Source organism: Kitasatospora setae KM-6054 (assembly GCF_000269985.1).
Lineage (GTDB): Bacteria > Actinomycetota > Actinomycetes > Streptomycetales > Streptomycetaceae > Kitasatospora > Kitasatospora setae.
In genome coordinates, this window is record NC_016109.1 from 6666796 (window position 1) to 6692470 (window position 25675).

Annotated in this window: 19 protein-coding genes and 1 pseudogene; 12 read left to right on the forward strand and 8 right to left on the reverse strand. The window is 74.6% G+C overall.

Annotation, left to right across the window (positions count from 1 at the left end):
* Positions 1–8 precede the first annotated feature (8 nt).
* On the forward strand, positions 9–1034 hold the full coding sequence (locus KSE_RS29440) for an SDR family oxidoreductase (protein ID WP_014139014.1): 1026 nt from the start codon (positions 9–11) through the stop codon (positions 1032–1034).
* Positions 1035–1085: 51 nt separating this feature from the next.
* On the opposite strand, the gene KSE_RS29445 is transcribed toward KSE_RS29440, so the two are convergent.
* Positions 1086–2027 carry a glycoside hydrolase family 11 protein gene (locus tag KSE_RS29445; RefSeq protein WP_033260303.1) on the reverse strand — a complete coding sequence of 314 codons (942 nt, stop codon included), beginning with the start codon at positions 2025–2027 and terminating at the stop codon, positions 1086–1088.
* 348 nt (positions 2028–2375) lie between these two features.
* Between KSE_RS29445 and KSE_RS29450 the strand changes: the two genes are divergently transcribed.
* Positions 2376–3035 (forward strand): response regulator, encoded by a 660-nt coding sequence (locus tag KSE_RS29450; RefSeq protein WP_014139016.1) that lies wholly within the window; start codon positions 2376–2378, stop codon positions 3033–3035.
* 31 nt (positions 3036–3066) lie between these two features.
* Here KSE_RS29450 and KSE_RS38865 read toward each other — a convergent pair whose 3' ends face one another.
* A complete protein-coding gene (locus KSE_RS38865) occupies positions 3067–4200 on the reverse strand; it encodes a hypothetical protein (RefSeq protein ID WP_014139017.1) in 1134 nt (377 codons plus the stop codon).
* A gap of 117 nt (positions 4201–4317) precedes the next feature.
* Between KSE_RS38865 and KSE_RS29460 the strand changes: the two genes are divergently transcribed.
* The 3 genes from KSE_RS29460 (at position 4318) to KSE_RS29470 (ending at position 8359) form a co-directional block, all read left to right on the forward strand.
* Complete coding sequence (locus KSE_RS29460) at positions 4318–5568, forward strand: sensor histidine kinase (protein WP_014139018.1); 1251 nt, start codon at positions 4318–4320, stop codon at positions 5566–5568.
* A 254-nt stretch (positions 5569–5822) separates the two neighbouring features.
* The gene (locus KSE_RS29465; protein WP_014139019.1) at positions 5823–6737 is read left to right on the forward strand and encodes an ATP-binding cassette domain-containing protein; all 915 of its coding nucleotides are present in this window, start codon (positions 5823–5825) and stop codon (positions 6735–6737) included.
* On the forward strand, positions 6734–8359 hold the full coding sequence (locus KSE_RS29470) for a hypothetical protein (protein WP_014139020.1): 1626 nt from the start codon (positions 6734–6736) through the stop codon (positions 8357–8359). The genes KSE_RS29465 and KSE_RS29470 overlap by 4 nt, the downstream gene beginning before the upstream one ends.
* 147 nt (positions 8360–8506) lie before the next feature.
* On the opposite strand, the gene KSE_RS29475 is transcribed toward KSE_RS29470, so the two are convergent.
* Both KSE_RS29475 and KSE_RS29480 read right to left on the reverse strand, forming a co-directional pair.
* Positions 8507–9757 (reverse strand): D-arabinono-1,4-lactone oxidase, encoded by a 1251-nt coding sequence (locus KSE_RS29475; RefSeq protein WP_014139021.1) that lies wholly within the window; start codon positions 9755–9757, stop codon positions 8507–8509.
* A 115-nt stretch (positions 9758–9872) separates the two neighbouring features.
* Positions 9873–10895 (reverse strand): LacI family DNA-binding transcriptional regulator, encoded by a 1023-nt coding sequence (locus tag KSE_RS29480; RefSeq protein WP_014139022.1) that lies wholly within the window; start codon positions 10893–10895, stop codon positions 9873–9875.
* A gap of 154 nt (positions 10896–11049) precedes the next feature.
* Here KSE_RS29480 and KSE_RS29485 point away from each other — a divergent pair, with 154 nt between their 5' ends.
* The 4 genes from KSE_RS29485 to KSE_RS29500 are packed head-to-tail and all read left to right on the forward strand — an operon-like array spanning position 11050 to position 16556.
* Positions 11050–12342 carry an ABC transporter substrate-binding protein gene (locus KSE_RS29485; protein WP_014139023.1) on the forward strand — a complete coding sequence of 431 codons (1293 nt, stop codon included), beginning with the start codon at positions 11050–11052 and terminating at the stop codon, positions 12340–12342.
* 19 nt (positions 12343–12361) lie between these two features.
* Positions 12362–13327 carry a carbohydrate ABC transporter permease gene (locus KSE_RS29490; RefSeq protein WP_033260094.1) on the forward strand — a complete coding sequence of 322 codons (966 nt, stop codon included), beginning with the start codon at positions 12362–12364 and terminating at the stop codon, positions 13325–13327.
* Positions 13327–14145, forward strand: coding sequence for a carbohydrate ABC transporter permease (locus KSE_RS29495; RefSeq protein WP_014139025.1), 819 nt, complete (start codon positions 13327–13329; stop codon positions 14143–14145). Before KSE_RS29490 ends, KSE_RS29495 begins: the two co-directional genes overlap by 1 nt.
* Positions 14146–14153: 8 nt before the next feature.
* Complete coding sequence (locus KSE_RS29500) at positions 14154–16556, forward strand: beta-xylosidase/alpha-l-arabinosidase (RefSeq protein ID WP_081539922.1); 2403 nt, start codon at positions 14154–14156, stop codon at positions 16554–16556.
* 274 nt (positions 16557–16830) lie between these two features.
* Here the strand turns inward: KSE_RS29500 and KSE_RS29505 are convergent, their stop codons facing one another.
* From KSE_RS29505 to KSE_RS43670, 4 genes and pseudogenes are all read right to left on the reverse strand, one after another.
* Positions 16831–19590 carry a bifunctional YncE family protein/alkaline phosphatase family protein gene (locus KSE_RS29505; protein ID WP_014139027.1) on the reverse strand — a complete coding sequence of 920 codons (2760 nt, stop codon included), beginning with the start codon at positions 19588–19590 and terminating at the stop codon, positions 16831–16833.
* Between the two features lie 39 nt (positions 19591–19629).
* Entirely contained in the window at positions 19630–20949 is a 1320-nt protein-coding gene (locus tag KSE_RS29510) for an ABC transporter permease (RefSeq protein ID WP_014139028.1), read from the reverse strand.
* Positions 20946–21908, reverse strand: coding sequence for an ABC transporter ATP-binding protein (locus KSE_RS29515; protein WP_014139029.1), 963 nt, complete (start codon positions 21906–21908; stop codon positions 20946–20948). The genes KSE_RS29510 and KSE_RS29515 overlap by 4 nt, the downstream gene beginning before the upstream one ends.
* Before the next feature lie 187 nt (positions 21909–22095).
* Positions 22096–22305, reverse strand: a pseudogene (locus tag KSE_RS43670) (response regulator transcription factor); the annotation flags it as partial.
* Between KSE_RS43670 and KSE_RS43675 the strand changes: the two are divergent.
* The 3 genes from KSE_RS43675 (at position 22306) to KSE_RS29535 (ending at position 25547) form a co-directional block, all read left to right on the forward strand.
* Positions 22306–22695: a hypothetical protein gene (locus tag KSE_RS43675; RefSeq protein WP_148283173.1), complete on the forward strand. Its 390-nt coding sequence runs from the start codon at positions 22306–22308 to the stop codon at positions 22693–22695.
* A gap of 102 nt (positions 22696–22797) precedes the next feature.
* The gene (locus KSE_RS29530; RefSeq protein WP_033260092.1) at positions 22798–23142 is read left to right on the forward strand and encodes a hypothetical protein; all 345 of its coding nucleotides are present in this window, start codon (positions 22798–22800) and stop codon (positions 23140–23142) included.
* Between the two features lie 203 nt (positions 23143–23345).
* Positions 23346–25547: an MMPL family transporter gene (locus tag KSE_RS29535; protein ID WP_014139033.1), complete on the forward strand. Its 2202-nt coding sequence runs from the start codon at positions 23346–23348 to the stop codon at positions 25545–25547.
* Positions 25548–25675 lie beyond the last annotated feature (128 nt).

Genomic DNA, 25675 nt, shown 5'->3' on the forward strand with positions numbered 1-25675 from the left:
GCCACCCCATGCGCGTCCTGCTCACCGGCGCGACCGGCGTCGTCGGCACCGAACTCGCCCAGCAGCTCCGGGCCGCCGACCCCGCCGTCGAACTCGTCCCGGTCTCCCGCCGCGGCGAGCACACCGTCCACTGGCGGATGGGCGCCGAACCGCCGCCGCCCGCCCTCGCCGGCCACTGGGACGTCATCGTGCACGCCGCCGCCAGCACCCGCTGGACCCTCGGCCGCGACGAGGCCGCCACCGCCAACCTCGACCCGCTGCGCGCCGTCCTCGCCCTCGCCGACCGCGACACCCACCTCGTCCAGGTCTCCACCGCGTACGTCGGCGGCGACCGCAACCCCGAGGACCTGCGCGGCGCCGAGTTCGAGGGCTACCGCAACGGCTACGAGTGGTCCAAGGCCCGCTGCGAGGACCTCGCCCGCGAGCGGCACCCCGGGCCGCTCACCCTGGTCCGCCCGCCGCTGGTCGTCGGCCGCCGCGGCACCGGCGAGATCGCCCGCTTCTCCGGCCCCTACACCATGCTGCAGGCCCTGGTCTCCGGCACCGCCGCCGTGGTCGTCGGCGACGGCGCCGGCTACGCCGAGATCAGCCCCGTCGACGAGGTCGCCGCCGCGCTCACCGCCGCCGTCCTCGCCGAACCGCCCGCCGCCCCGCGCACCGAGGTGATCGCGGCCGGCGCCGACTGCCTCGACCTCGACACCCTCGTCGACGTCATCCTCACCACCCTCAACGACTTCCGCGCCGCCCACGGCGCACCCCCCGTCGAACGCCCCCCGCTGATCCCCACCGACAGCTGGAACCGCTTCTTCCTCCCGCTCTCCGACCGCCACCTCTCCCCGGTGCAGGGCCAGGCCGTCCGCCTGCTCGCCATGTTCCAGAGCTACACCAGCATGCGCCGCCCCTTCACCCCCACCTGGAAGGTCCCCGATCCCGCCGCCGCGATGGCCGCCTCCGTCCACCACTGGGCCCACCGCCGCCCCCGTCTCGCCCTCGCCCGCCCCGAACCCTGGACGCTGCTCGCCCCCGCCCGCTGAGACGTTCCGGCGGGCGGGGGCGGGGACGGGGGCGGGGGCTCGGGTGGCGGGTCAGGCGGTGGTGCAGGAGACGGTCGGCCAGGTGGTGGAGCCGTTCTTCATGAGGGTCAGGCCCCAGGAGTTGCCGGAGCCGTTGGGGGTGGCCACCAGGGTCTGGGCGTCCGGGTAGGTGGCGTTGACGTTCCAGGTGGCGCTGACCTGCTCGGGGCTGGGGACCTTGACGGTGACCTTCCAGTTGGCGGCGCCGGTGACGTCGACGTTCAGGTTGTAGCGGTCGCTCCAGGAGCTGCCGGCCGACAGCGTGGCGGTGCAGCTGCCACCGGTGCCGCCACCGCCGCCGGTGGTGGTGCCGAGGGTGAGGTTGGAGCTGCCGCTGCTCTGGTAGCCCTCGGTCGCCAGGATCTCGTAGTTCATGGTGCCGAGGTTCATGCCGTGCTGGGCCCAGGCGTCGAAGTGGTTGCCGACGGTGATGGTGCCGCCGGTCCGCTTCGACTGGCGGACGCTCCAGTACTGGTTGAAGGTCTTGTTGCCCTCGATGGAGGGGGCGTTGACCCGGGTCGTCTCGTAGATGTCGTACGTGCCGCCGTCGCTGGTGACGGTGCCCTTGTAGGTGCCGGTCGGCTTGTACGAGCCGTAGTTCTCGACCACGTAGTACTCGACCAGCGGGTTGGTGGTCCAGCCGTACAGCGACAGGTAGGCGTTGCCGTTGGTGCTCCAGGTGCCCGAGTACGTCACCGGGTTGCGCGAGCCGGTGCTCCAGCCCTTGCCCGCGACGAAGTTGCCCGCGTTGGTCCAGGAGGTGCCGTAGTTGCCGCCGCCGTTCAGCGACATCGAGGCCGAGCCGGTGCCCTCGGTCCAGAACGAGTAGAAGTAACCGCCGTCGCTGCCGGTCTGGTTGGTGGTGACGGTCGCCGCGTCGGCGGTACCGGGCAGCAGGACGACGGCGGCCAGCGCCAGCGGGAGGACGCGGACCCGGCGGAGGGAGCGGGGCAGGTTCACGAGGTGATCCGTTCTGCGGTGGGGGTGGGTGGGGGAAGCCACGGCCAACCCGGTTGCACCGGTGGGGGGTTGGCACGACCGGTGCGCGGCCCGGGGTTGGGCTGGACTGGGCGTCAGTGTTGGCCCGGCCCTGTCAGGCTGTCAACACTTTCGACATGATTTCCGAATGAGTCGGATCGGCCTGGGGTCGTCAACTTGCTGGTAGAGGAGTGTTTTTGGCTCAAGCGAAGGGGAGGGAAAGTGGGGTACCGGGCTGGGTGTCCGCATTCTTCGGCGATCACTCTTCGAAAGTTTCGCAACCGTGGGCCCGCGCGCGAGCCGGGTGTGACAGGATCCTGGACCATGGCCATCCGCGTGCTGCTCGCCGACGACCAGGAGATGGTCCGCCGCGGCATGCGGCGGATCCTGGAGACCCAACCGGACCTGGAGGTCGTCGGCGAGGCCGCCGACGGCGTCGGCGCGGTCGAGGCCGCTCGGCTGCTGCGCCCCGACGTCGCGCTGGTGGACGTCCGGATGCCCCGGATGGACGGGCTGGAGGTGGTCCGGCGGCTGGCCGGCCCCGGAGCGGCGGCACCGACCAGGGTCGTCGTGGTCACCACCTTCGACCTCGACGAGTACGTCTACCCGGCGCTGCGCCACGGCGCCTCCGGCTTCCTGCTCAAACGCTCCGGCCCGGCCCTGCTGGTCGAGGCGGTCCGGGCGGCGCACGCCGGCGACAGCCTGATCAGCCCGTCCGTCACGGTGCGGCTGCTGCGGCACGTCACCGGCCGCGCCCCGGCGGCGTCCGGCCCCGGGCTGCTGGAGCCGCTGACCCGACGCGAGCGGGAGGTCGCCGGGAAGGTCGCGGAGGGCAGGACCAACGCCGACATCGCCGGGGAGCTGTTCATCTCGGCGGGCACGGTGAAGACCCATGTCGCCAGCATCCAGCGCAAGTTGGGCGTCCGGAACCGGGTCGGCATCGCGATGCGCGCCTTCGAGCTCGGCTACGCGCCGGGCGACTGACGGTCGTTGGCGACCTACGGTCGACGGCCCGTCAGGAACTCAGGGTGAGGCTCCAGTCGTGGTTCGCCCGGACCCGGAACAGCCCCGGCCCCGGGAGCTCCCCGACCAGGTCGCAGGTGCCCTTCCCGCCGACCGCGCGCTCCCCGGGCCCGAACCCGTCGGTCAGCCGCTCGATCCAGCACGATCCGCTGCCCCGGTGGCTGAACCGGATCCCGGCCGGCCCGCCCTCGTAGCGGAAGACGTACCGCCCCTTGAAGGACAGGCCCCGCTCCAGCACCGGCACGTGCTCCGGCGTCTGCAGCCACAGCTGCCACGGCCCGCGCTTCTCCACCCGCAGCCGGACGTGCGCCTCGCCGTCCGGCGGCAGCACCACCACCGTCCGCCCCAGCGCGTGCGCCATCAGCAGCCCCCCGCCGCCGGGCCCGCCCAGCCGGTGCACCTCGCCCTCGTACGACGACCGGACCACCAGCAGCGCGGGCCCGGCCGGATCGGGACGGTGCAGCCTGACCTCGCGCGGGCCCTTCCCGTCGGCGCGGTACGCCGTCCGGGTGCCGGGCGGCGGGGTCCTGTACGGCCGCCAGCCGGGGGCGGCGGGGGCCGTGGCGGGGGCTGTGGCGGGGGCCGGGTGGGCGCGTACCGGGCGTACCGGGCGGGTCGGGCGGGTCGGGCGCCGGTCGGTGACGGGCGGCAGCCCGTCGGAGAGCCGGGCGGCGTCCGCCGCGCAGACCGGCACCGGGCGGGGCACGCCGCCGGGCGGCGCCCACCGGAACTCGGTGGTGGCCGGGCCGTGGCGCGGGTCGAAGAAGCACGGCGGACGGCGGTCCGGCACCGGCCGGCCCGCCCGCCGGGCCTCGGCGCGGGCGAGCGCCGACCGCCCCTCGTCCAGGGCGCGCAGCACGTCGGCGGCGTCCTCGCGGTTCCGGTCGCCGACGAAGTCCCGCTTGGCGCGCTCGTAGGCGTCCAGGGCGCGGCCGTAGTCGGCGAGCGCGTCCCCGGCTGCGGCCTGCCCGGCCGTCGTCTGCCCGGCCGGGGGAGTGGAGCCGAGTTCGTAGCGGGCCAGCGCCTCGCCGAAAGCGGTGATCTCGGCGTCCACCTGGGCGAGTTCGTCCGCGCGGCGCCGCCGGAGGAGTCCCAGGAAGCCCCGCCCGCGACCGTCGCCCCCCACGTGCCGTCCCCCTCGCCGTACCGTCCGGTGTCCCTCGGACCGGATCCTAGCCAGTGGGCGGACGGAGGACCGTCGGTGGGCGGACAGCCGGTGCACCCGCTGCATAGGCTCGGCCCCGTGCAGAGTGAACAGGCGGGGAGGGACGGGCGGGCGGAGCGGCCCGAGCGGCTGCGCCGGCTGCGCCGGGTGTGCTGCGGGCTGCTGGCGGCCGGGCTGGTGTTCCTGGCGCTGCTGGCCCCGCCGGGGGCGCGGGCCGGGGCGCTGCTGGTGGCCGGGCTGGCCGGGCTGGCGGTGACGGCGGCAGCACTGCGGCGGCCGTGGCGGCGGTGCGGCCCGGCCGGCCCGGCGGGCCTGGTCGCGCTCCTCTCGCTGGCCGTCGACGCGGGCTACTTCGGGCCGCGCGGACTGGTGCTGCTCTGGCTGCCGTTCGAGTACGCGGCGCTGCTGGTGCTGGCCGGGCGGACGGTCCGGCGGTCCGCCGCGCGGCGGGCCGCGTTCGCGGCGGCGGCGGTGGTGCTCGCCGCGCTCGCGCTGCCGCTGCGCTTCACCGTCCGGCTGCCGCAGGCCGTCCTCGGGACGTCGGTCGTCGCGGCGGCCGCCGCCGCGCTGCCGGTGGCCGTCGCGATCGGCACCGGACTCCACCTGCGGCGCCAGGACGAGCGGCAGGCCCGCGCGGTCCGGCTGGCCCGCCGCGAGCAGCGCCTCGAAGTCGCCCGCGACCTGCACGACTTCGTCGCGCACGAGGTGACCGGCATCCTGCTGGAGGTGCAGGCCGCGCAGTTCTCCGGCTACGACGAGCGGCAGACCGGCGAACTGCTGGCCCGACTGGAGGCGGCCGGCACCCGGGCCCTCGACTCGATGGACCACACCCTGCGCACCCTGCGCGAACGGGAGACACCCGGCGCCGGGCCCGGACTGGCCGAACTCCCGGCGCTGGTCGACCGGTTCCGCGCCGCCGGCCCGGCCGACACCGTCCTCACCCTCACCACACCCGAACCGGGAACCGCCGACACCGTCCCGCCCGAGACCGGCGACACCGCGTACCGGGTCGTCCTGGAGGCACTCACCAACATCCGCCGCCACGCCGCCCGGGCCGGACACCTGCACGTCGAAGTGACCCGGACCGGAGACCCCGCCGTCCTCCGGGTCACCGTCACCGACAGCGGCGGACGCGACCCCGCCGCCACCCCGCCCCGCCGACCGGGCGAGGGCGGCACCGGCCTGGCCGCCCTCGCGGCCCGCGTCCACGCCCTCGGCGGCACCCTGACGGCCGGCCCGCACACCGCGACCGCCACACCCGGCCGCCCCGGCGCCTCCGGCGCGGGCTGGCGGGTCCGGGCCGAACTGCCGCTGCACGACGGGCCCTGAGCCGCCGGGGCCGGACCGAACCGCCCCCGCACGACGGGCCACGGCCACGGCCACGGTCACGGTCACCGGCGCTCAGGCGTTCGGCCTGCGCCGTGACCGCCGTGACCGCCGTGGCCGTTGTGACCGCCGGTGCGGCCGTCGCGGGTCCGTCGCGGGTCCGCCGATATCTGCCGAACGGCAGATGGCAGCGCGCCCCCGATCGGCGAGGCTCGTGGTCCGGGGCGCGCACGGGCGCACGGGCGGAGAGGGAGGCCATGCTCGAACTGATCGACGTCACCCAGGTGTACCGGGGCGGCAGGCACGCCGTCGGCGGGGTCAGCCTGCGGCTGGGGCCCGGGATGCTGGGGCTGCTCGGCCCGAACGGGGCGGGGAAGTCCTCGTTGATGCGGATCGTCGCGACGGTGACCCGGCCGACCGGTGGCGGGCTCCGCTACCGGGGGGCCGACGCGGTGGCCGAGCCGGAGCCGTTGCGCCGCGAACTCGGCTACCTGCCACAGGACTTCGGCGTCTACCCGAATCTCACGGCGCGCGAGTTCCTGGCCTACCTGGCGGCCGCCAAGGGCCTGTCCGGGCGTTCGGCGCGGGCCCGGATCGACGAACTGCTGCACCTGGTCAACCTCACCGAGGCGGTGCGGCGCCCGCTCGGCGCGTACTCGGGCGGCATGCTCCGCCGGGTCGGCATCGCGCAGGCGCTGCTCGCCGACCCGAAGGTGATCGTGGTGGACGAGCCGACCGCCGGGCTCGACCCGGAGGAGCGGGTGCGCTTCCGCAACCTGCTGAGCGAACTCGCCGTCGACCGCGCGGTGTTGCTCTCCACCCACATCGTCTCGGACGTCGAGTCGGTCGCCGCCGACATCGCCGTGCTGGCGGGCGGCCGGCTGCTCCGCCGGGGCACACCCGAGGAGTTGTGCCGGGAGGCGGCCGGACGGGTCTGGGAGCTGACCGTCGCCTCGGCCCAACTCCCGGACGTCCAGGGCAGGTTCGCGATCAGCCGGATGGTGCGCGGCACGGACGGGGTGCGCCTGCGGCTGCTCGCCGACCACCCGCCCGCGCCCGGGGCCGTCGCCGTCGCGCCGGACCTGGAGGACGCGTACCTCGCCCTCGTCCACCAGAGCCGGAGTCAGAGCCGGAGTCAGAGCCGGAGCCAGGGTGCGGAGGTGGCGCGGTGAACGCCCGCACACTGGCCGGGCTGGCGCTCGGCGACTTCCGCGACCGGGCGCGCCGCCCGGTGTACGCGGTGATCCTGCTCGCCGCCGTCGGGCTCGGCTGCCTCGCGGTGCCGGCCGCCGACAGCAGCTGGGTGATCCTGGACGTCGGCGGCCACCGCGGCACCTACAACAGCGCCTACGTCGGCACCGCCACCGCCCTCGCGGGCGCGCTCTGGCTCACCGTCGGCGGCTTCTACGCCGTCCGCGGCGCGATCGTCCGGGACGGGACCACCCGGGTCGGCCAGGTGCTGGCCGCGACGCCGCTGCGCACGCCCGGCTACCTGTTCGCGAAGTTCCTGGCCAACCTGGCGGTGCTCGGCTCGATGCTCGCCGTGCTGGCCGGTACCGCGCTGGTGCTGCAACTCGTCCGGGGCGAGGACCGGGCGGTCCACCCGGTGGCCCTGCTCGGGCCGTTCGTGCTGCTCGCGCTGCCGCCGGTGGCGCTCACGGCGGCGCTCGCCGTGCTGTTCGAGACGGTGCGGCCGCTGCGGGCCGGGCTCGGCAACGTCGTCTGGTTCGTCGTCGCGCTGCCGGCCGTGATCGGCGGGCAGTCCGGGTCCGCGCCGCTCGGCGGCCTCGGCGTCGGGCAGGCCGCGCGCTCGCTGGAGGCCGCCCTGGCCGCACGCCGACCACCGTCCACCGAAGGCGGGTTCAGCCTCGGCCTGACCCAGGTGCCGCACCCGCTCGACCCGTTCCGCTGGGACGGTTTCGCCGCCACCGGGGGCTTCCTGCGCGACCGGCTGCTGCTCCTGCTGCTGGCGGCGGCCGTCGCGCTGCTGCCCGCGCTCTGGTTCCGCCGGATCGCGCCGGACCCCGCGCTCCCGCTCACCCCCGCCCGCCGCGCCGCCGACCCCGTGCCCGCCGCACCCGCACCCGCACCCGCACCCGCACCCGCCGCACCGCCGCGCTGGACCGCCGGCCCGCCCAACGGCCTGCGGCCGGCCGAAGCGCGGACGGCCGGGGCACGGACGGCCGGGGCGTTCGGGCGGCTGTTCGCGGGCGAGGCGCGGATCCTGGTGCAGGGCGTCCCCCGCTGGTGGTGGCCGGTCGCGGGCGGGCTCGCCGCCGTCGGCCTCGCGGTGCCGCTGCCCGCCGCGACCGGGCTGCTGCTGCCGCTGGGGTGGCTGTGGCCGGTGCTGCTCTGGTCCCGCCTGGGCAGCCAGCGGGTCGAGCACGGCCTGGAGGGGCTGTTGGCCGCGTACCCGGCCCCGCGCCGCCGCCTGCTCGCCGAGTGGACGGCCGGCCTGGCCCTCACCGCCCTGGCCGGTCTCGCCCCGCTGCTGCGGCTGCTCGTGGCGGGCGACGGCCCGGGCCTCGCGCACTGGGCGGCCGGCGCCCTGCTCGTCCCCTCGCTCGCCCTGGCGCTGGGCACGCTGAGCCGCGGCCACCGCCTCTTCCAGGCGCTCTACCTCCCGCTCTGGTACCTCCTGGTCAACCGCGTCGCCGCCCTGGACTTCATGGGCGCCGTCCGCACCGCCGGCCGCCCGGCGGGCCCCCACCCGCTGCTGGTCACGGCGCTGGCCGCCGCGCTGCTCGCCGCGTCCTTCGCGGTGGCGGCGGCCCGGCGCGGCGTCAAGGAGTAACCGGGGCAGGGGAGTTCGGGCCGGCCGTCGGCGGGTTCCGCGTCGTTGCGGGCCGACGGCCGACCGGCCCCGGGTGGGGCGCCGTCGGGTGGGCGGGGAAGCGGGGGCCGCCGGCCCGGCGGAGTGGGTGGGTGGGTGGATGGGGGATCAGGCCAGGCGGTCGGTGAAGGGGTTGCCGAACTTGCCGGTGGGGTCGAGTTCCCGGCGCAGGGCCAGGAAGTCGGGGAGCCGCGGGTAGGCGGCGGTGGTGGCGGCGCGGTCGGCGAGGGTGACCTTTCCCCAGTGCGGGCGGCCGCCGAGGGGGAGCAGGGCGCGTTCGACGGCGGCGAGGGCCGGGGTGACGGTGGCGGGGTCGGGTTTCCAGGTGAAGTGGAGGGCGAGCGAGTCGCGGCCGTACGCGGGGCTCAGCCAGAGGTCGTCGGCGGCGACCGTGCGGACCTCGGAGATGTGCAGGGCGGGGGCCAGCCGGGTGCCGAGGGCGCGCAGTGCGGTGATCGCGGCGGTGGCGGCCGTCCGTGGCAGCAGGTACTCGGACTGCAGTTCGGCGCCGCTGCTCGGGGTGAACTCGGGGCGGAAGTGCGGCAGTCGCCGGTGCCAGCGGCCGGGGGTGCCGAGCTGCCGGGTGCAGTGGTCGGCGGGCATCCCGGGGACGGGGTGTTCGGGGGCGGTGGCGGGGCGGGCGCCCGGGACGGTGGCGGCGGGGCGGCCGTCGTCGAGCTGCTTGACCCAGACCCGGCCGGTGTCCGAGCCCCAGTCGGTGAACAGGCTGACGCTCCAGCCGGCGGCGTGCACCTCGTCCAGGCGGGCGGCGTACTCGGCGAGCGGCAGGCCGAGGTGGACGTACTGCCGCAGGCGGTACGCGGGGAGGACGTCGAGGGTGAGCGCGGTGGCGATGCCGAGCGCGCCGAGGTGGACGACCGCGCCGGGGTGGGACAGGACGCGGGTCTCGCCGTCGGGTCCGAGCAGTTCCAGCGAGCGGACGGCGGCGGCCAGCGAGCGGTGGGCGTCGCCGGAGCCGTGGGTGCCGGTGGCGGTCGCGCCGGCCACCGAGATGTGCGGCAGCGAGGCCAGGTTGGCGAGGGCGAGGCCGGCCGCGTCCAGGGCGGCGGCGAGTTCCGCGTAGCGGGTGGCGGCGGAGACGGTGACGGTGCGGCGGTCGGGGGCGATCTCGATCCGGGTCGGCAGGTCGTCCAGCAGGACCAGGTCGCCGTCGGTGTCGGCGACCGGGCTGAACGAGTGCCCGCTGCCGAGCGCCCGGATCCGCTCGCTGCGGCGGACCAGCTCCCGCAGTTCGTCGAGGGCGCGCGGCCGGTGGACTGCGCGGGCGCCGAAGACCAGGTTGCCCGCCCAGTTGGTCAGCGGTCCGGGGGTCGGCCGTCCGGTGCCGGTGGAGGTCATCGGCGCACCTCCAGGGGCTCGAAGTCCATTTGCAAGGTCGAGAGACAAATTAGTTCACGAAGGGGACGGCGGCAAGGGCCGAGACGGCCGAAAGTTTCGGGAGCGCCCGCGCCCCTCACCGGCGGCCCGGTGCCGCCGTGCTGGAGCGCACCACCAGCGTGGTGGACAGCTCCAGCCGGGTCGGCGCGGTGGGGGGCTCGCCGCCGCGCAGGGCGAGGACCAGCCGGGTGGCCTGCTCGGCCATCTCGCGCAGCGGCTGCCGGACGGTGGTCAGCGCGGGGCTGGTCCACTGGGCGAGGTCGAGGTCGTCGTAGCCGACCACGGAGAGGTCCTCGGGGACGCGCAGGCCGTGCAGCCGGGCGGCCTCCATGACGCCGAGGGCCTGCAGGTCGCTGCCGGCGAAGATCGCGGTGGGGCGGTCGGGGAGGGCCAGCAGCCGCTTGGCGCGGGCGAGTCCGCCCTCGGCGTGGAAGTCGCCGTAGGCGATCAGGTCCGGGTCGGCGCCGAGTCCGGCCATGGCCAGCGCGGAGCGGTAGCCGTCGAGCCGGGCGTGTGCGCAGAGGGTGTCCTCGGGGCCGGTGACGATGCCGATCCGGCGGTGGCCGAGCTCGATCAGGTGCCGGGTGGCGGCCAGGCCGCCGGCCCAGTTGGCGGAGCCGACCGAGGGGACGTCCGGGTCGGGGTTGCCGGCCGGGTCGATGATGACGAACGGGATGGAGCGGGCCCGGAGTTGGCGCTTGAGCTCGGGCGGCAGGCCGGAGAGGACGAGCACCACGCCGAGCGGCCGCCGGCGCAGCACGGCGTCGATCCAGCCGGGTCCGGGGGCGCGCCGGGAGCCGCTGTGCGCGACCACGACCGCGGCGCCGTGCTCGTCGGCGACGGTCTCGACGCCGCGCAGCAGTTCCATCGCCCAGAGGCTGTCGAGTTCGTGGAAGACGATCTCGATCAGCGGCGCCTCGCCGCCGCGGGCGCCGCGCTGGTAGTCGTGCGCGCGCAGGATCCGCTCGACCCGGTCCCGGGTGGCGGCCGAGACGTCGGTACGTCCGTTGAGGACCTTCGAAACCGTCGAAACGGAGATTTCGGCCTCCCGTGCGATGTCCGCAAGGGTGGCTCGTCCCAGTTCATCGCCCTTTTCCATGCGCGCAGCATAGGGCACGGCGGGTGGGCCGAGCGGCTCGGATCACGCTTCAGTAACCCTCGCGACGGGGGGTTGACCCGAAACACGCTCGCAACTTAGCGTCCCGGCCAGGCATTGATTTCGAGACTCGGCTCGAAACTTTAGGAGACTCCTGATGAAGAGACGTGCTTTCGCTGTGGCACTCGGGCTGTCCCTGGTGACGGTGGGGGTGACGGCCTGCGGCAGCGGGGGCTCGTCCGCCGGCGGCGGCTCGAACACGATCCACGTGCTGGTCTACGGCGACGCCAGCAACAAGGTCGAGAAGCAGCTGGTCGAGACCTTCAACAAGACCTCGAAGGTCAAGGTCGTCCTCGACACCATCCCGGGCGCCGACTACCAGTCCAAGCTCAACACCGTCATCAACACCCCGCAGGCGCCGGACGTCTTCTTCAACTGGGGCGGCGGCAGCATCCAGCCCTACGTCAAGGCCGACCTGCTGCTCCCGCTGGACAGCATGATCGAGGCCGACCCGGGCCTGAAGTCGAACTTCCTCCCCTCGGTGTTCGACACCGCGGTGATCGACGGCAAGTCCTACGGCATCCCGATGCGCGGCACCCAGCCGGTGCTGCTGTTCAACAACAAGAAGGTGCTGGCGGCGGCCGGCCTGAGCGTCCCGAAGACCTGGGACGAGCTGCTGAACGCCGTCGCCGCGCTGAAGGCCAAGGGCATCACCCCGTTCGCGCTCGGCGGCGGCGACCAGTGGCCGACCCTGATGTGGTACGAGTACGTCTTCGACCGGGTGGCCGGCCCCGAGCTGTTCCGGAAGGCGCTGGCCGGCGACAAGACCGCCTGGGAGAGCCCGGAGTCGAAGCAGGCGCTCGGCATGCTCAAGCAGCTGGTCGACGCGGGCGCGTTCGGCTCGAACTTCGACTCGGTGAAGTTCACCGACGGCGGCTCCCCGGCGCTGCTGGCCAAGGGCAAGGCCGCGTTCGAGCTGATGGGCTCCTGGGCGTACGCCACCCAGCAGGACGCCAGCCCGGACTTCGCCAAGAACGACCTCGGCTACAGCGCCTTCCCGTCCGTCGCGGGCGGCAAGGGCGACCCGGCGAACCTGGTCGGCAACACCAACAACTTCTACTCGGTGCTGAAGAAGACCAAGCACCCGGAGGCGGCCGCGGCCTTCCTCAAGCTGATGTACTCCGACGAGTTCGTGCAGGCCCAGCTGGCCATCGGCAACCTGCCGACCACCACCAACACCGAGCACTTCCTCGACACCGCGGCCAGCCCCGCGTACTCGAAGTACCAGTACGGCCTGGTCAAGGCGGCCCCCTCGTTCCAGCTCTCCTGGGACCAGGCGTACCCGCCGGCCGCCACCACGCCGATCCACACCGCCGTCCAGCAGTTCTTCAGCGGCAAGCTCGACGTGGACGGCTTCATCAAGGCCATGCAGGCCCTCCCCGCCTCCTGAGACCCCTGAGACGACCCCCATGAGCACTTCCTCCCTCGGATCCGGGCCCGGATCCGGTTCCGGGCCCGGCCGCGGTGCGCGCGCCGGGCGCCGGGCCGGCCGCCGGGCCGGTGTCGGGGTGACCCGCCCGGGCCTGGCCTGGGCGGTGCCCGCCACCGTCTTCTTCCTCCTGTTCGCGATCCTGCCGCTGGTGCTGGTCGCGGTGCTGTCCTTCACCAGCTGGGACGGGGTCGGCGCGCCGACCTTCAACGGCCTGGACAACTGGACCAGGCTGCTGCACGACCCGGTGATGACGCAGAGCGTCTGGCTGACCCTGGTGCTGACCGCGGCCGGCGTCCTGGTGCAGACCCCGGTCAGCGTCCTGCTGGGCGTCTGGGCGGCCGGGCACCAGCGCAACCGGGCCGTGCTGTCGGCGGTCTTCTTCACCCCGCTGCTGCTCTCCGCCACCGCGATCTCGGTGGTCTGGCGGGCCGTCCTCGACCCCAACTTCGGCGTCCCGTCCCAGCTGCCGTGGCTGTTCGGCGACGGCAACCTGATGGGCAGCCAGAGCGGCGCGATCGCGGTGCTGACCTTCGTCGGCATGTGGCAGTGGACGCCGATGCACGCCCTGCTCTACCAGGGCGGCGCCCGGGCGATCCCGCGGGTGCTCTACCAGGCCGCGGCGATCGACGGCGCGGGCAAGGTCCGGCAGTTCCTGCACATCACCCTGCCGCAGCTGCGCAACACCATGATCACCTCGGTGATCCTGATGCTGGTCGGCGGCCTCACCACCTTCGACACCGTGCTGATCCTGACCCAGGGCGGCCCGGGCACCGACACCACCAACAGCGCCTTCTACATGTACCAGCAGGCCTTCAAGAGCTTCGACTTCGGCTCCGGCTCGGCCATCGCCCTGGTCCTCGTGGTGGTCGCCACCCTGATCTCGCTCGCCGTCGTCCGGCTCTCCGGCTACGACAAGATGCGCGGCACCACGGAGGGACTCTGATGCGTAGGCGTCCCAACCACCTCGCCGGGCTCGGCTCGCTGGTCTGGCTGGCCGTCGTCGGCTTCCCGCTGTACGTGCTGCTGATCTCGACCTTCCGGACCAGGGCCAGCTACTCCTCCGAGGGGCCGCTCAGCTTCCCCGAGCACCTCACCCTGCAGAACTACGCCGACGACTTCTCCAACGGCTTCGGCCAGGACTTCCTCAACACGGTGATCGTCACCGCCAGCGTGGTCGCGATCGTGCTGCTGGTCGTCCCGCCGCTGGCCTACGCGATCGTCCGGGCCCGGGGCCGGACCATCGCCACCGTCTTCCGGATCTTCCTGCTCGGCCTGGCGATCCCCGCCCAGGCCGTGATCGTCCCGATGTTCTACGTGATCAGCAAGGCCGGCCTGTACGACCACCTGATCGGCGTGATCCTGCCGACCGCCGCGTTCTGCCTGCCGGTGTGCACGCTGGTGCTGACCGGCGCCATGCGCGACATCACCAACGAGCTGTACGAGGCCATGGCGATGGACGGCGCCACCCCCTGGCGGGTGTTCTGGCAACTGGTGGTGCCGCTGTCCAGGGGCGGCCTGTCGTCCGTCGTGGTCTTCTCGGCGCTCCAGGCGTGGAACGGCTTCCTGTTCCCGCTGATCCTGACCCAGTCGGAGAGCAGCAAGGTCATCACCCTCGGCCTGTACAACTTCCAGACCGAGCACGGCGTCGACGTGCCCGGCCTGCTCAGCGCCGTCGTGCTGTCGATGCTCCCGATCTTCATCGTCTACCTGTTCGCCCGACGTGCCTTGGTCCAGGGCCTCATGGGCGTCGGAGGAAAGTGACCACCGAGATGAACCCGGCCGTTCCCACCGAAGCCCCCACCGAAGCCCCCGGCACCGCCGCCCCCGCCGCCCCCGCACCCGCGCCCCGCTGGCGCGACCGCGCGCTGAGCGCCGGGGAGCGCGCCGACGCGCTGATCGCCGAGATGACCCTGCCGGAGAAACTGGCCCAGCTGATCGGCGTCTGGGTCGGCGCCTCCGACGAGGGCGGCGACGTCGCCCCGCACCAGCACGACATGGAGGAGCCGCCGGACCTGGACGACCTGCTCCCGCAGGGCCTCGGCCAGCTGACCCGCCCGTTCGGCACCCGCCCGGTCGACCCGGCGCTCGGCGCGCTCTCGCTGGCCCGCAGCCAGCAGCGGATCGCCGCCGCCAACCGGTTCGGCATCCCCGCGCTGGCCCACGAGGAGTGCCTGGCCGGCTTCGCCGCCTGGGGCGCCACCGCCTACCCGGTGCCGCTGTCCTGGGGCGCCGCCTTCGACCCGCCGCTGGTCGAGCGGATGGCCGCCGCGATCGGCCGCGACCTGCGCGCGGTCGGCGTCCACCAGGGCCTGGCGCCCGTCCTCGACGTGGTCCGGGACGCCCGCTGGGGCCGGGTCGAGGAGACCATCGGCGAGGACCCGTACCTGGTCGGCACGGTCGCCGCCGCGTACGTCCGCGGCCTGGAGTCGGCGGGCGTCGTCGCCACCCTCAAGCACTTCGCCGGGTACTCGGCCTCCCGGGCCGGGCGCAACCTCGCCCCGGTCGGGATGGGCGTCCGCGAGCGCGCCGACGTCATCCTGCCGCCGTTCGAGATGGCCGTCCGCGAGGGCCGGCCGCGCTCCGTCATGCACGCCTACACCGACACCGACGGCGTGCCGTCCGCCGCCGACGGGGAACTGCTGACCGGGCTGCTCCGCGACACCTGGGGCTTCGACGGCACCGTGGTCGCCGACTACTTCGGCATCGCCTTCCTCAAGGTGCTGCACGGCGTGGCCGGCGACTGGGCGGAGGCCGCCGCGCTCGCGCTGGCCGCCGGCGTCGACGTCGAACTGCCCACCGTCAAGACCTTCGGCGAGCCGCTGCTGCGCGCCGTCGAGGACGGCACCGTCCCCCTCGCGACCGTCGACCGGGCGCTGCGCCGGGTGCTCGCCCAGAAGGCCGAACTCGGCCTGCTGGACGAGGACTGGGACGCCGTCCCCGCCGCGCTGGCCGGCCGCCCGCTGGACGACCCGTCCGCGCTGCGCGGCACCGTCGACCTCGACCCGCCGGAGAACCGGGCACTGGCCCGGGAGATCGCCGAACGCGCCGTCGTGCTGCTCAGCAACGACGGCACCCTGCCGCTGCGCGCGCCCCGCCGGATCGCGCTGATCGGCCCGAACGCCGACACCCCGACCGCGGTGCTCGGCTGCTACGCCTTCCCCGTGCACGTCGGCGGCCAGCACCCGGACGTCCCGCTCGGCATCGAACTGCCCACGCTGCGCCAGGCGTTGGCCGCCGAGTTCCCCGGCACCGAGATCTGGACGGCGGCCGGCGCGAGCGTCGACGGCCCGGACACCTCCGGCTTCGCCGAGGCCCTCGACCTGGCCCGCCGGGCCGACGTGGTGGTGCTGGCGCTCGGCGACCGGGCCGGCCTGTTCGGACGCGGCACCAGCGGCGAGGGCTGCGACGTCGAACTGCTCGAACTCCCGGGCGTCCAGCAGCAGTTGCTGGACGCGCTGCTGGACGTCGGGACGCCGGTGGTGCCGGTGCTGCTGGCCGGCCGGCCGTACGCGCTGGGCCGGGCGGTCACCGGGGCCGCCGCCCTGGTGCAGGCGTTCTTCCCCGGCGAGGCCGGCACCGAGGCGGTGGCCGGCGTGCTCAGCGGCCGGATCAACCCGTCCGGCCGGCTGCCGGTCAGCATCCCGGCCCGGCCCGGCGTCCAGCCCTCCACCTACCTGGCGGCCCGGCTGGCCGGCCCCAGCGAGGTCTCCAGCACCGACCCGACGCCCGCGTTCGGCTTCGGCCACGGCCTCGGCTACACCGCCTTCGAGTGGACCGGCCTCGCCGTCGACCGCGAGACCACCGGCACCGACGGCGAGTTCGAGCTCGCCTTCACGCTCCGCAACACCGGCGACCGGGCCGGCAGCGAGACCGTCCAGCTCTACCTGCACGACCCGGTCGCCGGCGTGGTCCAGCCGGTGCAGCGGCTGATCGGCTACCGCCGGATCGAACTCGACGCCGGCGAGAGCACCCTGGTCCGGATCACCGTCCCCGCCGACCTGGCCTCCCACACCGGCCGCGACCACCGCCGGATCGTCGAACCCGGCGCCCTGGAACTGCGGATCGCCGCCGCCAGCACCGACCCCCGCCTCACCGCCACCGTCCGCCTGGACGGCCCGGTCCGCGTCCTGGACCACACCCGGCGGCTGCACGCGGAGTTCCGGACCGGCTGACCCCGCCGCACCGCCCGCCGACCCGACGGCCGCGCCGCCTCCCCGCCACGGGAGGCGACGCGGCCGTCCGCGCGCGCCGGACGCCGTGGCGACCGGCGCGAAGCGCTGGTCCGCGGCCGGCCCGAGCGCCTGCGGCACCGACCGACTCGGTCGCGGGAGGTCACGCGGCTCGACGGTGCGAACGATCGTGGAGGCGCCTCTCGCCGAGGAGCCGACAACCGGGGGAGCGGGCCTCGACCGCCCCGCTCCGAACGGGCTCGGGCCCGGGGTGCGGTCAGCCGTCGAGCTCGGCGGAGGGGAGGACGGCGCCCGGGACGTCGGCCGGGGCGAGGAGGGTGTGCTCGCCCGGGTAGGGCTGCTGCCAGTCGTGGGCCTCGTACCAGGTGAGGTGGTTCAGCTGGGCCGGGTTGGCGCGGTCCGGCACGGCGTCGGGGCCGGTCAGGTGCTGCTGCTTCTTCCAGTCCGACCACTTCGCCGCGAGGTCCGCCGCCGGGGCGGGGACGCTCCCGGTCGGGGCGGCGGCGGCCGCCGGGTCCGCCGGGGCCGGGACGTCCGGGCCGCAGGGGGGCGGGGTGGCGAGGCCGTTGGTGAGCGAGGTGCGGTTGGGCAGGGCGGTGAACGGGGCGGGGTCGGGGGTGCGGGTGAAGGCGCCGGTCATCGGGGTGGCGGCGGTGTCCTTCTGGTTCATCGGCTTGATCCCGAGGATCTGCTCGATGGTGCGGATCATGTTGATCTGCGAGTAGTAGCGGCTGTCGACGACGCCGTGCCGGGCGTACGGGCTGATCACCTGGATCGGCGCCCGGTGCCCGTCGACGTGGTCCAGGCCCGCCTGCGAGTCGTCCTCGACCACGAAGACCGCCGAGGAGTCCCAGTACGGGCTGTGGCTGATCTCGTCGACGATCTGTCCGACCGCGAGGTCGTTGTCGGCGACCTGGGCGGCCGCGTTGGCGGGCCCGCCGGTGTGGTCGCTGGAGAGCCAGAGCATGTTCAGGTCGGCGGGGCCGTTCCGTTCGAAGTCCTGCTTCCAGATCTGGGCGCGGTAGACGTCCGGCACGCTGGTGTCGAACTTCGGGAAGGCCGGCACCGACACCCGGTTCAGCGACGGGATCGGCGAGGAGGACACCAGCCGGTAGGCCGAACCGGCCCCGGTGGCGGCCATGTTCCTGGTGTCGCAGTACAGGTTCTGCCAGCTCGCGTCGGCCGGCTTGGCGAGGAACTGGTGGAACTCGCCGAAGTCCCGCACGCTCCGCCCGGCCGCCTGCGCGCCGCTCCACAGCGTGCCGCTCGCCTGGTGGCCGAGCGCGTCGTCCTCGGTGTCGTAGCTGCGCAGGTACTCGCCCGCCGAGGACTCGGTGTACTCCGGATTGTCGGCCTGCATCAGCCAGTTGTGGCCCTCGGCGGAGTTGGTGCCGATGTCGTACGTGTTGTCGTAGAGGCCGAACTGCCGGGCCAGCGCGTGCTGGTTGGGTGTCACGTTCGCGCCGAACTGGGCGAGTGCCGGGTCGCCGTTGCCCTGCGGGAGGTCGCCGAACAGCTGGTCGTACGTCCGGTTCTCCTTGACGATCAGGAAGACGTGCTTGATCGTCGACGGGTCGCCGATCTTCTCCGGGACGGGAACGGCCTTGGCCTTGTCGCCCGTTGCGCTCTTCGCCGCGTTCTTCGTCCAGTTGTTCCGCGCGAAGACCTTCGCGGTCTGCTTGCGGATCTCCTGGTCGCCGGGCAGCGTGAAGCGCACCACGCTGGAGGTGGTGTCGTGCGTCCCGTGCCCGGCGGCGGTGGTGTCGCGGCGGGCGTCGATGCCGCGGGTGTTCGAGACCAGGACGTCCTTGCCGGAGACGGCGAGTTCGGCGGGGAAGTAGTCGGTGGGCAGCAGCCCGACGTAGCTCGCCGGTTCCTGCGGGCCCGCGTACCGGTAGACGGCGATCGCGTTGGCCCGGCCGAGGGTGACCAGGAGGCGGCCGTCGTCGGTCAGCGCCACCGCGTTCGGCTCGTAGCCGATCGACGCCTCCGACCAGGGCCGGGTGGCGATGGTCTGGACCACCTGGTCGCGGCGGGTGTCGATCACCGAGACGCTGTCGGTCCCGGTGTTGGTGACGAACACCGTGCCGTTCTTGGCGTACACGGCGGTCGGGTGCAGGCCGACGTCGATACCGGCCGGCGCGTTGGAGGGGTGTGCCAGGTCGATCACGCTGACCGTGCCGGTGGTGGCCGCGCCGGTCTCCGGGTCGGCCGGGACCTGGGTGCCGTACGAGTTGATGGTGCTCTCGCCGGGCCGGGCCGGCCGGCCGCCCTCGTTGCTGACGTAGAGCTTGCCGCCGGACAGCGCCAGGCCGCGCGGCGCGTTGCCGACCGTCCAGCTCCGGGTGACCGTGCCGGCGGCGGTGTCGATGGCGACCACCCGGTTCTGGCCGTTGACCGCCGCGTACGCGGTCGAACCGTCCGCCGAGAAGACCAGGCCGGAGACCAGGGCCTGCTGCGAACCGCTCTTGGCGATCTTCACGGACACCGGGCCGCTGACGCTGCCGTCCGGGGCGACGGTGAACCGGGTGTAGCCGTCCGGCTGGCCGAGCCAGAGCTGCTTGCCGTCCGGCGAGTAGGTCGGGCCCTCCTGGCCGACGCTGTTGCCGCTGATCTGCGGCACCGACGCGGCGCCGGAGCCGACGACCTGCCGCACCTTCCAGCTCCGCACGTCCACGATGACCAGCGCGGCGCCGCCGTCGGCGACCGAGGCCGCCAGGTGGGCGCCGTCCGGGCTGACCGTCGACGACATGATCTTGCCGTTCGGGATGACCAGCCGCTCGCCGTACGGGTCGACGTACTGGTTGTCGGACACCAACTGGCCCAGTTCGTACGACTGCCCGACCTGGTCGGTGCCGAAGGCGTCGGTGCCGTGCGCGAAGCCGACGCCCGCGCCGGCGGTCAGCACCACCGCGGTGGCGGCGGCCGTCACCAGCGTCCGGCGGCGGTGGCGGGCGGCCGGGCGGGCGGCCGGTGCTTCGAGGTCGTCACTCAGACGGCGACGGGTGACCTGCATGCTGCTGTCCCTTCTGCGGACTGCTTCTACGGACTGCTTCTACGGAGCCGGCAGCAGCTCGACGTTCCCGTCGAACTGCCAGAGCGGGTTCGGCGCGTCGCCGACGGGCGTGCGCACCAGGAAGTAGCCGTTCACCTCCTTCGGCCCGTCGCCGTCGGCGACGAACCGGCCGTCGGGGGCCACGTCCAGCTGGTAGACGGCCGTGCCGGTGGCCTCGGTCCCCGGCAGGTGCCAGGACACCGTGCAGCGCCAGTCGTTGCCCGGGCCCTCCGGCTCGACCAGGGTGCTGCCCTTGTCGCAGGAGGCCGTCACCGCGAGCTGCTGCTCGGTGGCGTCCGGGCGGTTCAACTCGGCGGTCTGCAGGCGGTAGAGGTGCCCGAAGGCGGTGGCCACCGCGCGCTGCACCTTCTCCTGCCCGATGCCCGAACCGCCGCCCGCCGACGGCAGCAGCACCGCCGCGCCGGCGGCCAGCAGCCCGGCCAGCGGGAGCGCGCCCAGCAGGAGCGCGGGCCGGCCCGGGGCGTCGTGCACCGGGTTGGTGAAGTCCCGTCGCAGGAACAGCAGGTAGGCGCAGGCCGTGCTCACCGCGGCCCACAGCAGGCTGACCGCGACGCCGATCAGCAGCGGACCCCACTGGACGGGGCCGGTGAACAGACCGTTCCAGGAGACGAACGCGTAGCCGGGCAGCGCGAGACGCAACCCGACCGGCAGCGGCAGCAGTTGGGCCAGTTGCAGCACCAGGGCCGCCAGGGCGGGCAGCAGCAGGCCCATCGGGGAGCGGCCGAGGGCGACCGAGCCGAGCAGGCCGAGGCCGGCCAGCGCGAGAGTGGGCGCGAGGGCGCACAGCCAGGCGAGTGCGACCCGGGACGCGGCGTCGCCGGGGGAGAGCGGGGAGCCGTCGAGGCCGACCAGCGGGTGGTGGCCGACCGCGAGCAGGCCGCCGACCGCGCCGGAGACGGCGAGTCCGGTGACCAGGGCGGCCAGCACGCTGAGGCCGGCCAGGGCCTTGGCGGCGAAGATCCGGCGCGGGGAGCGGACGGCGACCAGCAGGTGCCGCCAGGTGCCGAGCCGGTCCTCGGCGGCGAACACGTCGCCCACGACGAGCGAGGTCAGCAGCGGCAGCGCCCAGCTCCCGGCGAAGCCGAGTACCACCAGCGGCCCGGCCCAGCCGGTGGCGTGCATCCACCGTCCGAACAGGGTGTCGGTCGGCAGCGTGGCCTGTCGGCTCACGGCGGCCACGAACAGCGCGGGCGCCAGCCAGCAGACCGGCACCAGCAGCCGGATCCGCCACTGCGCGACCAGCTTCACCACCTCGAACCGGTACGCCCGCAGGACCGGCACCGCGCCACCCGCACTCATCGCACCCCTCCCTCTGCTCCCGCTTCCGCTCCCGCTTCCGCTTCCGCTCCCCGCGACTCGGTCAGGGTGAGCAGGGCGGCCTCCAACGGCGAGACCACGGGCGTGAGTTCGCGCACCGCGACGCCGTCCCCGACCAGCCGGGCCACCAGCGCGTCCAGGCCGGGCACCCCGGCCCGGACCACCAGCCGGCCGGCCGCGTCGTCCGGCAGCAGGCGGACGCCGGTGGTGCCGGCGGCGGTGCGCCGGGCCCGGTCGGGGTCGGAGGTCAGCAGCCGGTAGTCCAACTCGTCGTTGCGCGCGGCGAGTTCGTCCAGCGGCCCGGAGAACGCCACCCGCCCGGTGTGCAGGATCGTCACCTCCGAGCAGAGCGCCTCCAGGTCGTCCATCCGGTGACTGGAGAGCACCACCGCCGTCCCCTCCGACGCCAGGCGGCGCAGCACCCCGTGCACGTGCCGCTTGCCCGCCGGATCCAGCCCGTTGGACGGCTCGTCCAACACCAGCAGCCGCGGCCGCGACAGCAGCGCCGCCGCCAACCCCAACCGCTGCCGCATCCCCAGCGAGAACCCGCCCACCCGGTCGTCCGCGACCTCCGTCAACCCGACCTGCTCCAACGCCTCGCCGACCCCCGCCCCGCGCCCGCCGCGCAACGCCCCGAGCGCCGCCAGGTTCTGCCGAGCGGTCAAGGAGGGGTAAAGCCCGGGGCCGTCCACGAACCCCGCCACCCCGTCCGGGGCGGTCAGCGCGCGGCCGACCGGCGTGCCCAGGATCTCCAGCGCGCCCCGGTCGGCGACGGCCAGGCCGAGCAGCAGCCCCAACAGCGTGGTCTTCCCCGCCCCGTTGGGCCCCACCAGGCCGTGCACCCGCCCCGGCCCCACCTCCAGGTCGACCCCGTCGAGCGCGATGACGTCCCCGAAGTGCTTGCCGACACCCCGGGCCCGGACCGCGAGGCGCGCGTCCATGAAGCCCCTTCCTCCGTAGCCGAAGGAGACCCTAGGGACTTGACGCCGCACGATCAGGACCCGCTTCCTGAACGTTCATGGAACGAAATGCGGTGATCGCCCCCACAACCGCGCCCGCATCCGCCCCCGCATCCGAGCCCGCATCCGCGCCCGCGACCCGCGCGTGAGGGCGCGGGCGGGCCGGGCGTCAGACGCCGAGGAAGCGCAGCACCGCCAGCACCCGCCGGTGGCCGTCGGCGTCCGCCGGGAGGTCGAGCTTGGCGAAGATGTTGCCGATGTGCTTGTTCACGGCGGCGTCGCTGACGAAGAGTTCGGCGGCCAGGTTCGCGTTCGAGCGGCCCTGCGCCATCAGGCCCAGCACCTCCCGCTCGCGCGGGCTCAGCCGTTCCAGCGGGTCGTGCCGCTGCGGGTCTCCCGGGTGCTGCCCGACGACCCGGCCCGCGGCGACCTCGTCCTGCCCCGCGCCCTGGTGCGGGCCCACGACCCGGCGGCCCTGAACGACGACGTGTTCGTCCCGGCGGGCGTCGCGGCGGTCGCCGTCCCGGGCAGCGCCGTCCACGACGCGCTCCGCTACGCCCTGGACGACTACGCCACCGACGCCCGACTTACCGACGCGCTCGCCGCGCTGCTGATCGCCATCGCGGCCGGCGGCACTCCCCGCCAGTTGCGGGCTGCCGCCGCCGGGGAGATCGCGCTGACCGTCCTCCTCGGCACGGCCCTCACCGTCCTGGCCCTGGCCCTCGCCGCCACCGCCACCGTCACCCGGCGGACCCCGCGCGGCCGCTGACCGCCCGGCGTCCGTCCCCGCGCCGGTCCGTCCTTGTGCCGTCGGTCGGGCCGGGCCAGGATGGCGAGGGGCCTGGAGGACGGGGGACGCGGGGTGGGAGAGGTGGCAGCGGACCGGTCCGGCGTGCTGTGGTCGGGGCGGCTCGGCCGGGCGGTCGCGGAGCTGCGGGAGGAGCAGGACGGCCGTCGGGTCCTGCGGATCGGCGACCGGTCGGCGGTCGTCGACGGCCGGACGGGGATCCGCCACCGGACCGGCCGGCTCCTGCTGAGCCGGCGCGTCACCCTCACCCGGGACGGCCGGACCGTGCTGACGCACCGCTACCGGCTGCCGTGGCGGCTTCAGCTCTGCCTGTTCCTGGACCCCGCCTACGACCGGTGGACCGCCGAGGAGGACGACCCGGGCCTGGTGCTGGTGTCCCTGCTCGGCGGGACGGACGACTGGCAGTGACCGGCGACCGGTGACCGCAGGCCCCGACCGGTGAACCGGGCGGGGCCTGCGGGCGCGGTAGTGGGCGGCGGCCGGGTACCGCGCCCGCGGTACGCGGGGAGTCCGCGGGCGGGGGACGACACCGGGCGGTCCGGCGGGGAGGGTGGAGGAGACCTGGAGAAGGGCCGGCGATGGCCCGGCGCAGGCCGACCACGGGAGTGTGCATGACCGTCCTCGCACGCTGGTGCCACCGGCACCGGCTCGTCACCGTGCTGTTGTGGCTGGGGCTGCTGGTCGGCCTGGGGGCTGCCTCCGGCGCGGCCGGCACCAGGTACAGCGACAGCATGGCGATGCCGGCCACCGAGTCGACCCGGGCGCTGGAGCTGCTCAAGGAGCAGCTGCCCGCCGCGGCCGGCGACACCGACACCGTGGTGTGGCACACCGGGGCCGGCGGCGTGGGCGACCCGGCCGTCAAGGAGCGGATGACCCGGGTGCTGGACGCCATCGCGCACAGCCCGTCGGTCGCCGCCGTGGTGAGCCCGTACGAGGAGCGCGGCGCGGCCCAGGTCAGCGCCGACGGCACCACCGCCTACGCGCAGGTCACCTTCACCGGCGACGCGCACGCCGTCCCGAAGGCCGACGTCGAGCACGTGATCGACCTCGCGAAGCAGGCCCGCACCGACACCCTGGACGTGCAGCTCGGCGGGCAGGCCGTGCAGGACACCGAGCGGGAGATGGGTGGCGCCAGCGAGATCATCGGCATCGTCGCCGCGCTGGTCGTGATGACCCTGGTGTTCCGCTCCGCGTGGGCGGCCGCGCTGCCGATCCTCACCGCGGTGGCCGGCGTCGGCACCGGGGTGATCGCCACCGGCCTGCTCAGCCACGGCATGAGCATCGCCTCGGTCGCGCCGACCCTCGGCGTGCTGGTCGGCCTCGGCGTCGGCATCGACTACGCGCTGTTCATCGTCAACCGGCACCGCAAGGGCCTGATGGCCGGGCTGAGCGTCGAGGAGGCGTCCGCGAAGGCGCTGAACACCTCCGGCCGGGCCGTGCTGTTCGCCGGCCTGACCGTGGTGATCGCGCTGCTCGGCATGCTGATCCTCGGCATCGGCTTCCTGAACGGCATGGCGGTCTCCGCCGCGCTCACCGTCGGCCTGACCGTGCTGGCCGCGATCACCCTGCTGCCCGCGCTGCTCGGCCTGCTGAAGCTGCGGGTGCTCTCCCGCGCCCAGCGCCGCCGCCTCGCCGGGCAGGGCCCGCTGGAGGAGCACGCCGCCGGGTTCTGGCCGCGCTGGGCCGCCGAGGTGCAGGCCCGGCCGACCGGCAAGGCGCTGCTCGCCCTCGTCCTGATGCTCGCCGTCTCGCTGCCGGTGCTGTCGCTGCGCCTGGGCAGCTCGGACGCCGGCAACAACCCGAAGTCCACCACCTCCCGGCAGGCGTACGACCTGCTGGCCGACGGCTTCGGCCCCGGCTCCAACGGGCCGCTGCTGCTGGTCGCCGAGGCCCCGGCGGCCGCCGACCGGGCCGCGCTGCAGAAGCTGGTCGGCGAGCTGGAGGGCGTCGACGGCGTCGCCCGGGTGGTGGCCGTGCCGCTCCAGGAGGGCCAGCGGGTCGGCATCGTCCAGGTGCTGCCCAGCACCTCGCCGCAGTCCGCGAAGACCTCCGCGCTGATCACCGAGCTGCGCGAGCGCACCGTGCCCGCCGCCGAGGCCGGCACCGGGCTGAAGGTGTACGTCGGCGGCGCCACCGCCACCGCCGCGGACTTCGCCGACGTGCTGATCGCCAAGCTGCCGCTGTTCATCGCGATCATCGTCGGCCTGGGCTGCCTGCTGATGATGGTGGCCTTCCGCAGCCTGCTGGTGCCGCTGATCGGCGTCGCGATGAACCTGCTGACGATGGGCGTCGCGTTCGGCGCGATCGTCGCGGTCTTCCAGTGGGGCTGGGGCGCGGAGGCGCTCGGCGTCGGCGCGGCCGGGCCGGTCGAGGCGTTCGCCCCCGTCATGATCATCGCGATCCTGTTCGGCCTCTCGATGGACTACCAGGTCTTCCTGATCAGCCGGATGCACGAGGAGTGGACCCACACCCGCGACAACCACCGCTCGGTCCGGATCGGCCACGGCGAGACCGGCCAGGTCATCACCGCCGCCGCCGTCATCATGGCCTGCGTGTTCGCCGCCTTCCTGTTCGGCGGGCAGCGCATGATCGCCGAGTTCGGCCTCGGCCTGGCGCTCGCCGTCCTGCTCGACGTGCTGGTGCTGCGGATGGTCCTGGTGCCCGCCCTGATGCACCGCTTCGGCGCCGCCAACTGGTGGCTCCCGGGCTGGCTCGACCGCCTGCTGCCGCACGTCTCGGTCGAGGGCGAGCCCGACCCGGCGCCCGCCGCCGCGCCGGAGAGCACCCGCGAGCCCGCCGACGCCCGGCACTGACCCCCTGACCCCCTGACCCCCTGACCCCGGAGATCCCCCCCGGGACATCCCCGGAGATCCCCACCCCCTGAACGCGAAGCCCGGCCGGTCACCCCCCTACCGGCCGGGCTCCGCCGCGCACCGTGCGT

Excerpts from the sequence above, each read along its gene's own strand:
- KSE_RS29495 (WP_014139025.1), top strand. The coding sequence starts at position 13,327 with ATGCGTAGGCGTCCCAACCACCTCGCCGGGCTCGGCTCGCTGGTCTGG.
- KSE_RS29505 (WP_014139027.1), bottom strand. The coding sequence starts at position 19,590 with ATGCAGGTCACCCGTCGCCGTCTGAGTGACGACCTCGAAGCACCGGCC.
- KSE_RS29475 (WP_014139021.1), bottom strand. The coding sequence starts at position 9,757 with ATGACCTCCACCGGCACCGGACGGCCGACCCCCGGACCGCTGACCAAC.
- KSE_RS29465 (WP_014139019.1), top strand. The coding sequence starts at position 5,823 with ATGCTCGAACTGATCGACGTCACCCAGGTGTACCGGGGCGGCAGGCAC.
- KSE_RS29500 (WP_081539922.1), top strand. The coding sequence starts at position 14,154 with ATGAACCCGGCCGTTCCCACCGAAGCCCCCACCGAAGCCCCCGGCACC.
- KSE_RS29480 (WP_014139022.1), bottom strand. The coding sequence starts at position 10,895 with ATGGAAAAGGGCGATGAACTGGGACGAGCCACCCTTGCGGACATCGCA.
- KSE_RS29440 (WP_014139014.1), top strand. The coding sequence starts at position 9 with ATGCGCGTCCTGCTCACCGGCGCGACCGGCGTCGTCGGCACCGAACTC.
- KSE_RS29485 (WP_014139023.1), top strand. The coding sequence starts at position 11,050 with ATGAAGAGACGTGCTTTCGCTGTGGCACTCGGGCTGTCCCTGGTGACG.
- KSE_RS29490 (WP_033260094.1), top strand. The coding sequence starts at position 12,362 with ATGAGCACTTCCTCCCTCGGATCCGGGCCCGGATCCGGTTCCGGGCCC.
- KSE_RS29510 (WP_014139028.1), bottom strand. The coding sequence starts at position 20,949 with ATGAGTGCGGGTGGCGCGGTGCCGGTCCTGCGGGCGTACCGGTTCGAG.
- KSE_RS29450 (WP_014139016.1), top strand. The coding sequence starts at position 2,376 with ATGGCCATCCGCGTGCTGCTCGCCGACGACCAGGAGATGGTCCGCCGC.
- KSE_RS29535 (WP_014139033.1), top strand. The coding sequence starts at position 23,346 with ATGACCGTCCTCGCACGCTGGTGCCACCGGCACCGGCTCGTCACCGTG.
- KSE_RS29515 (WP_014139029.1), bottom strand. The coding sequence starts at position 21,908 with ATGGACGCGCGCCTCGCGGTCCGGGCCCGGGGTGTCGGCAAGCACTTC.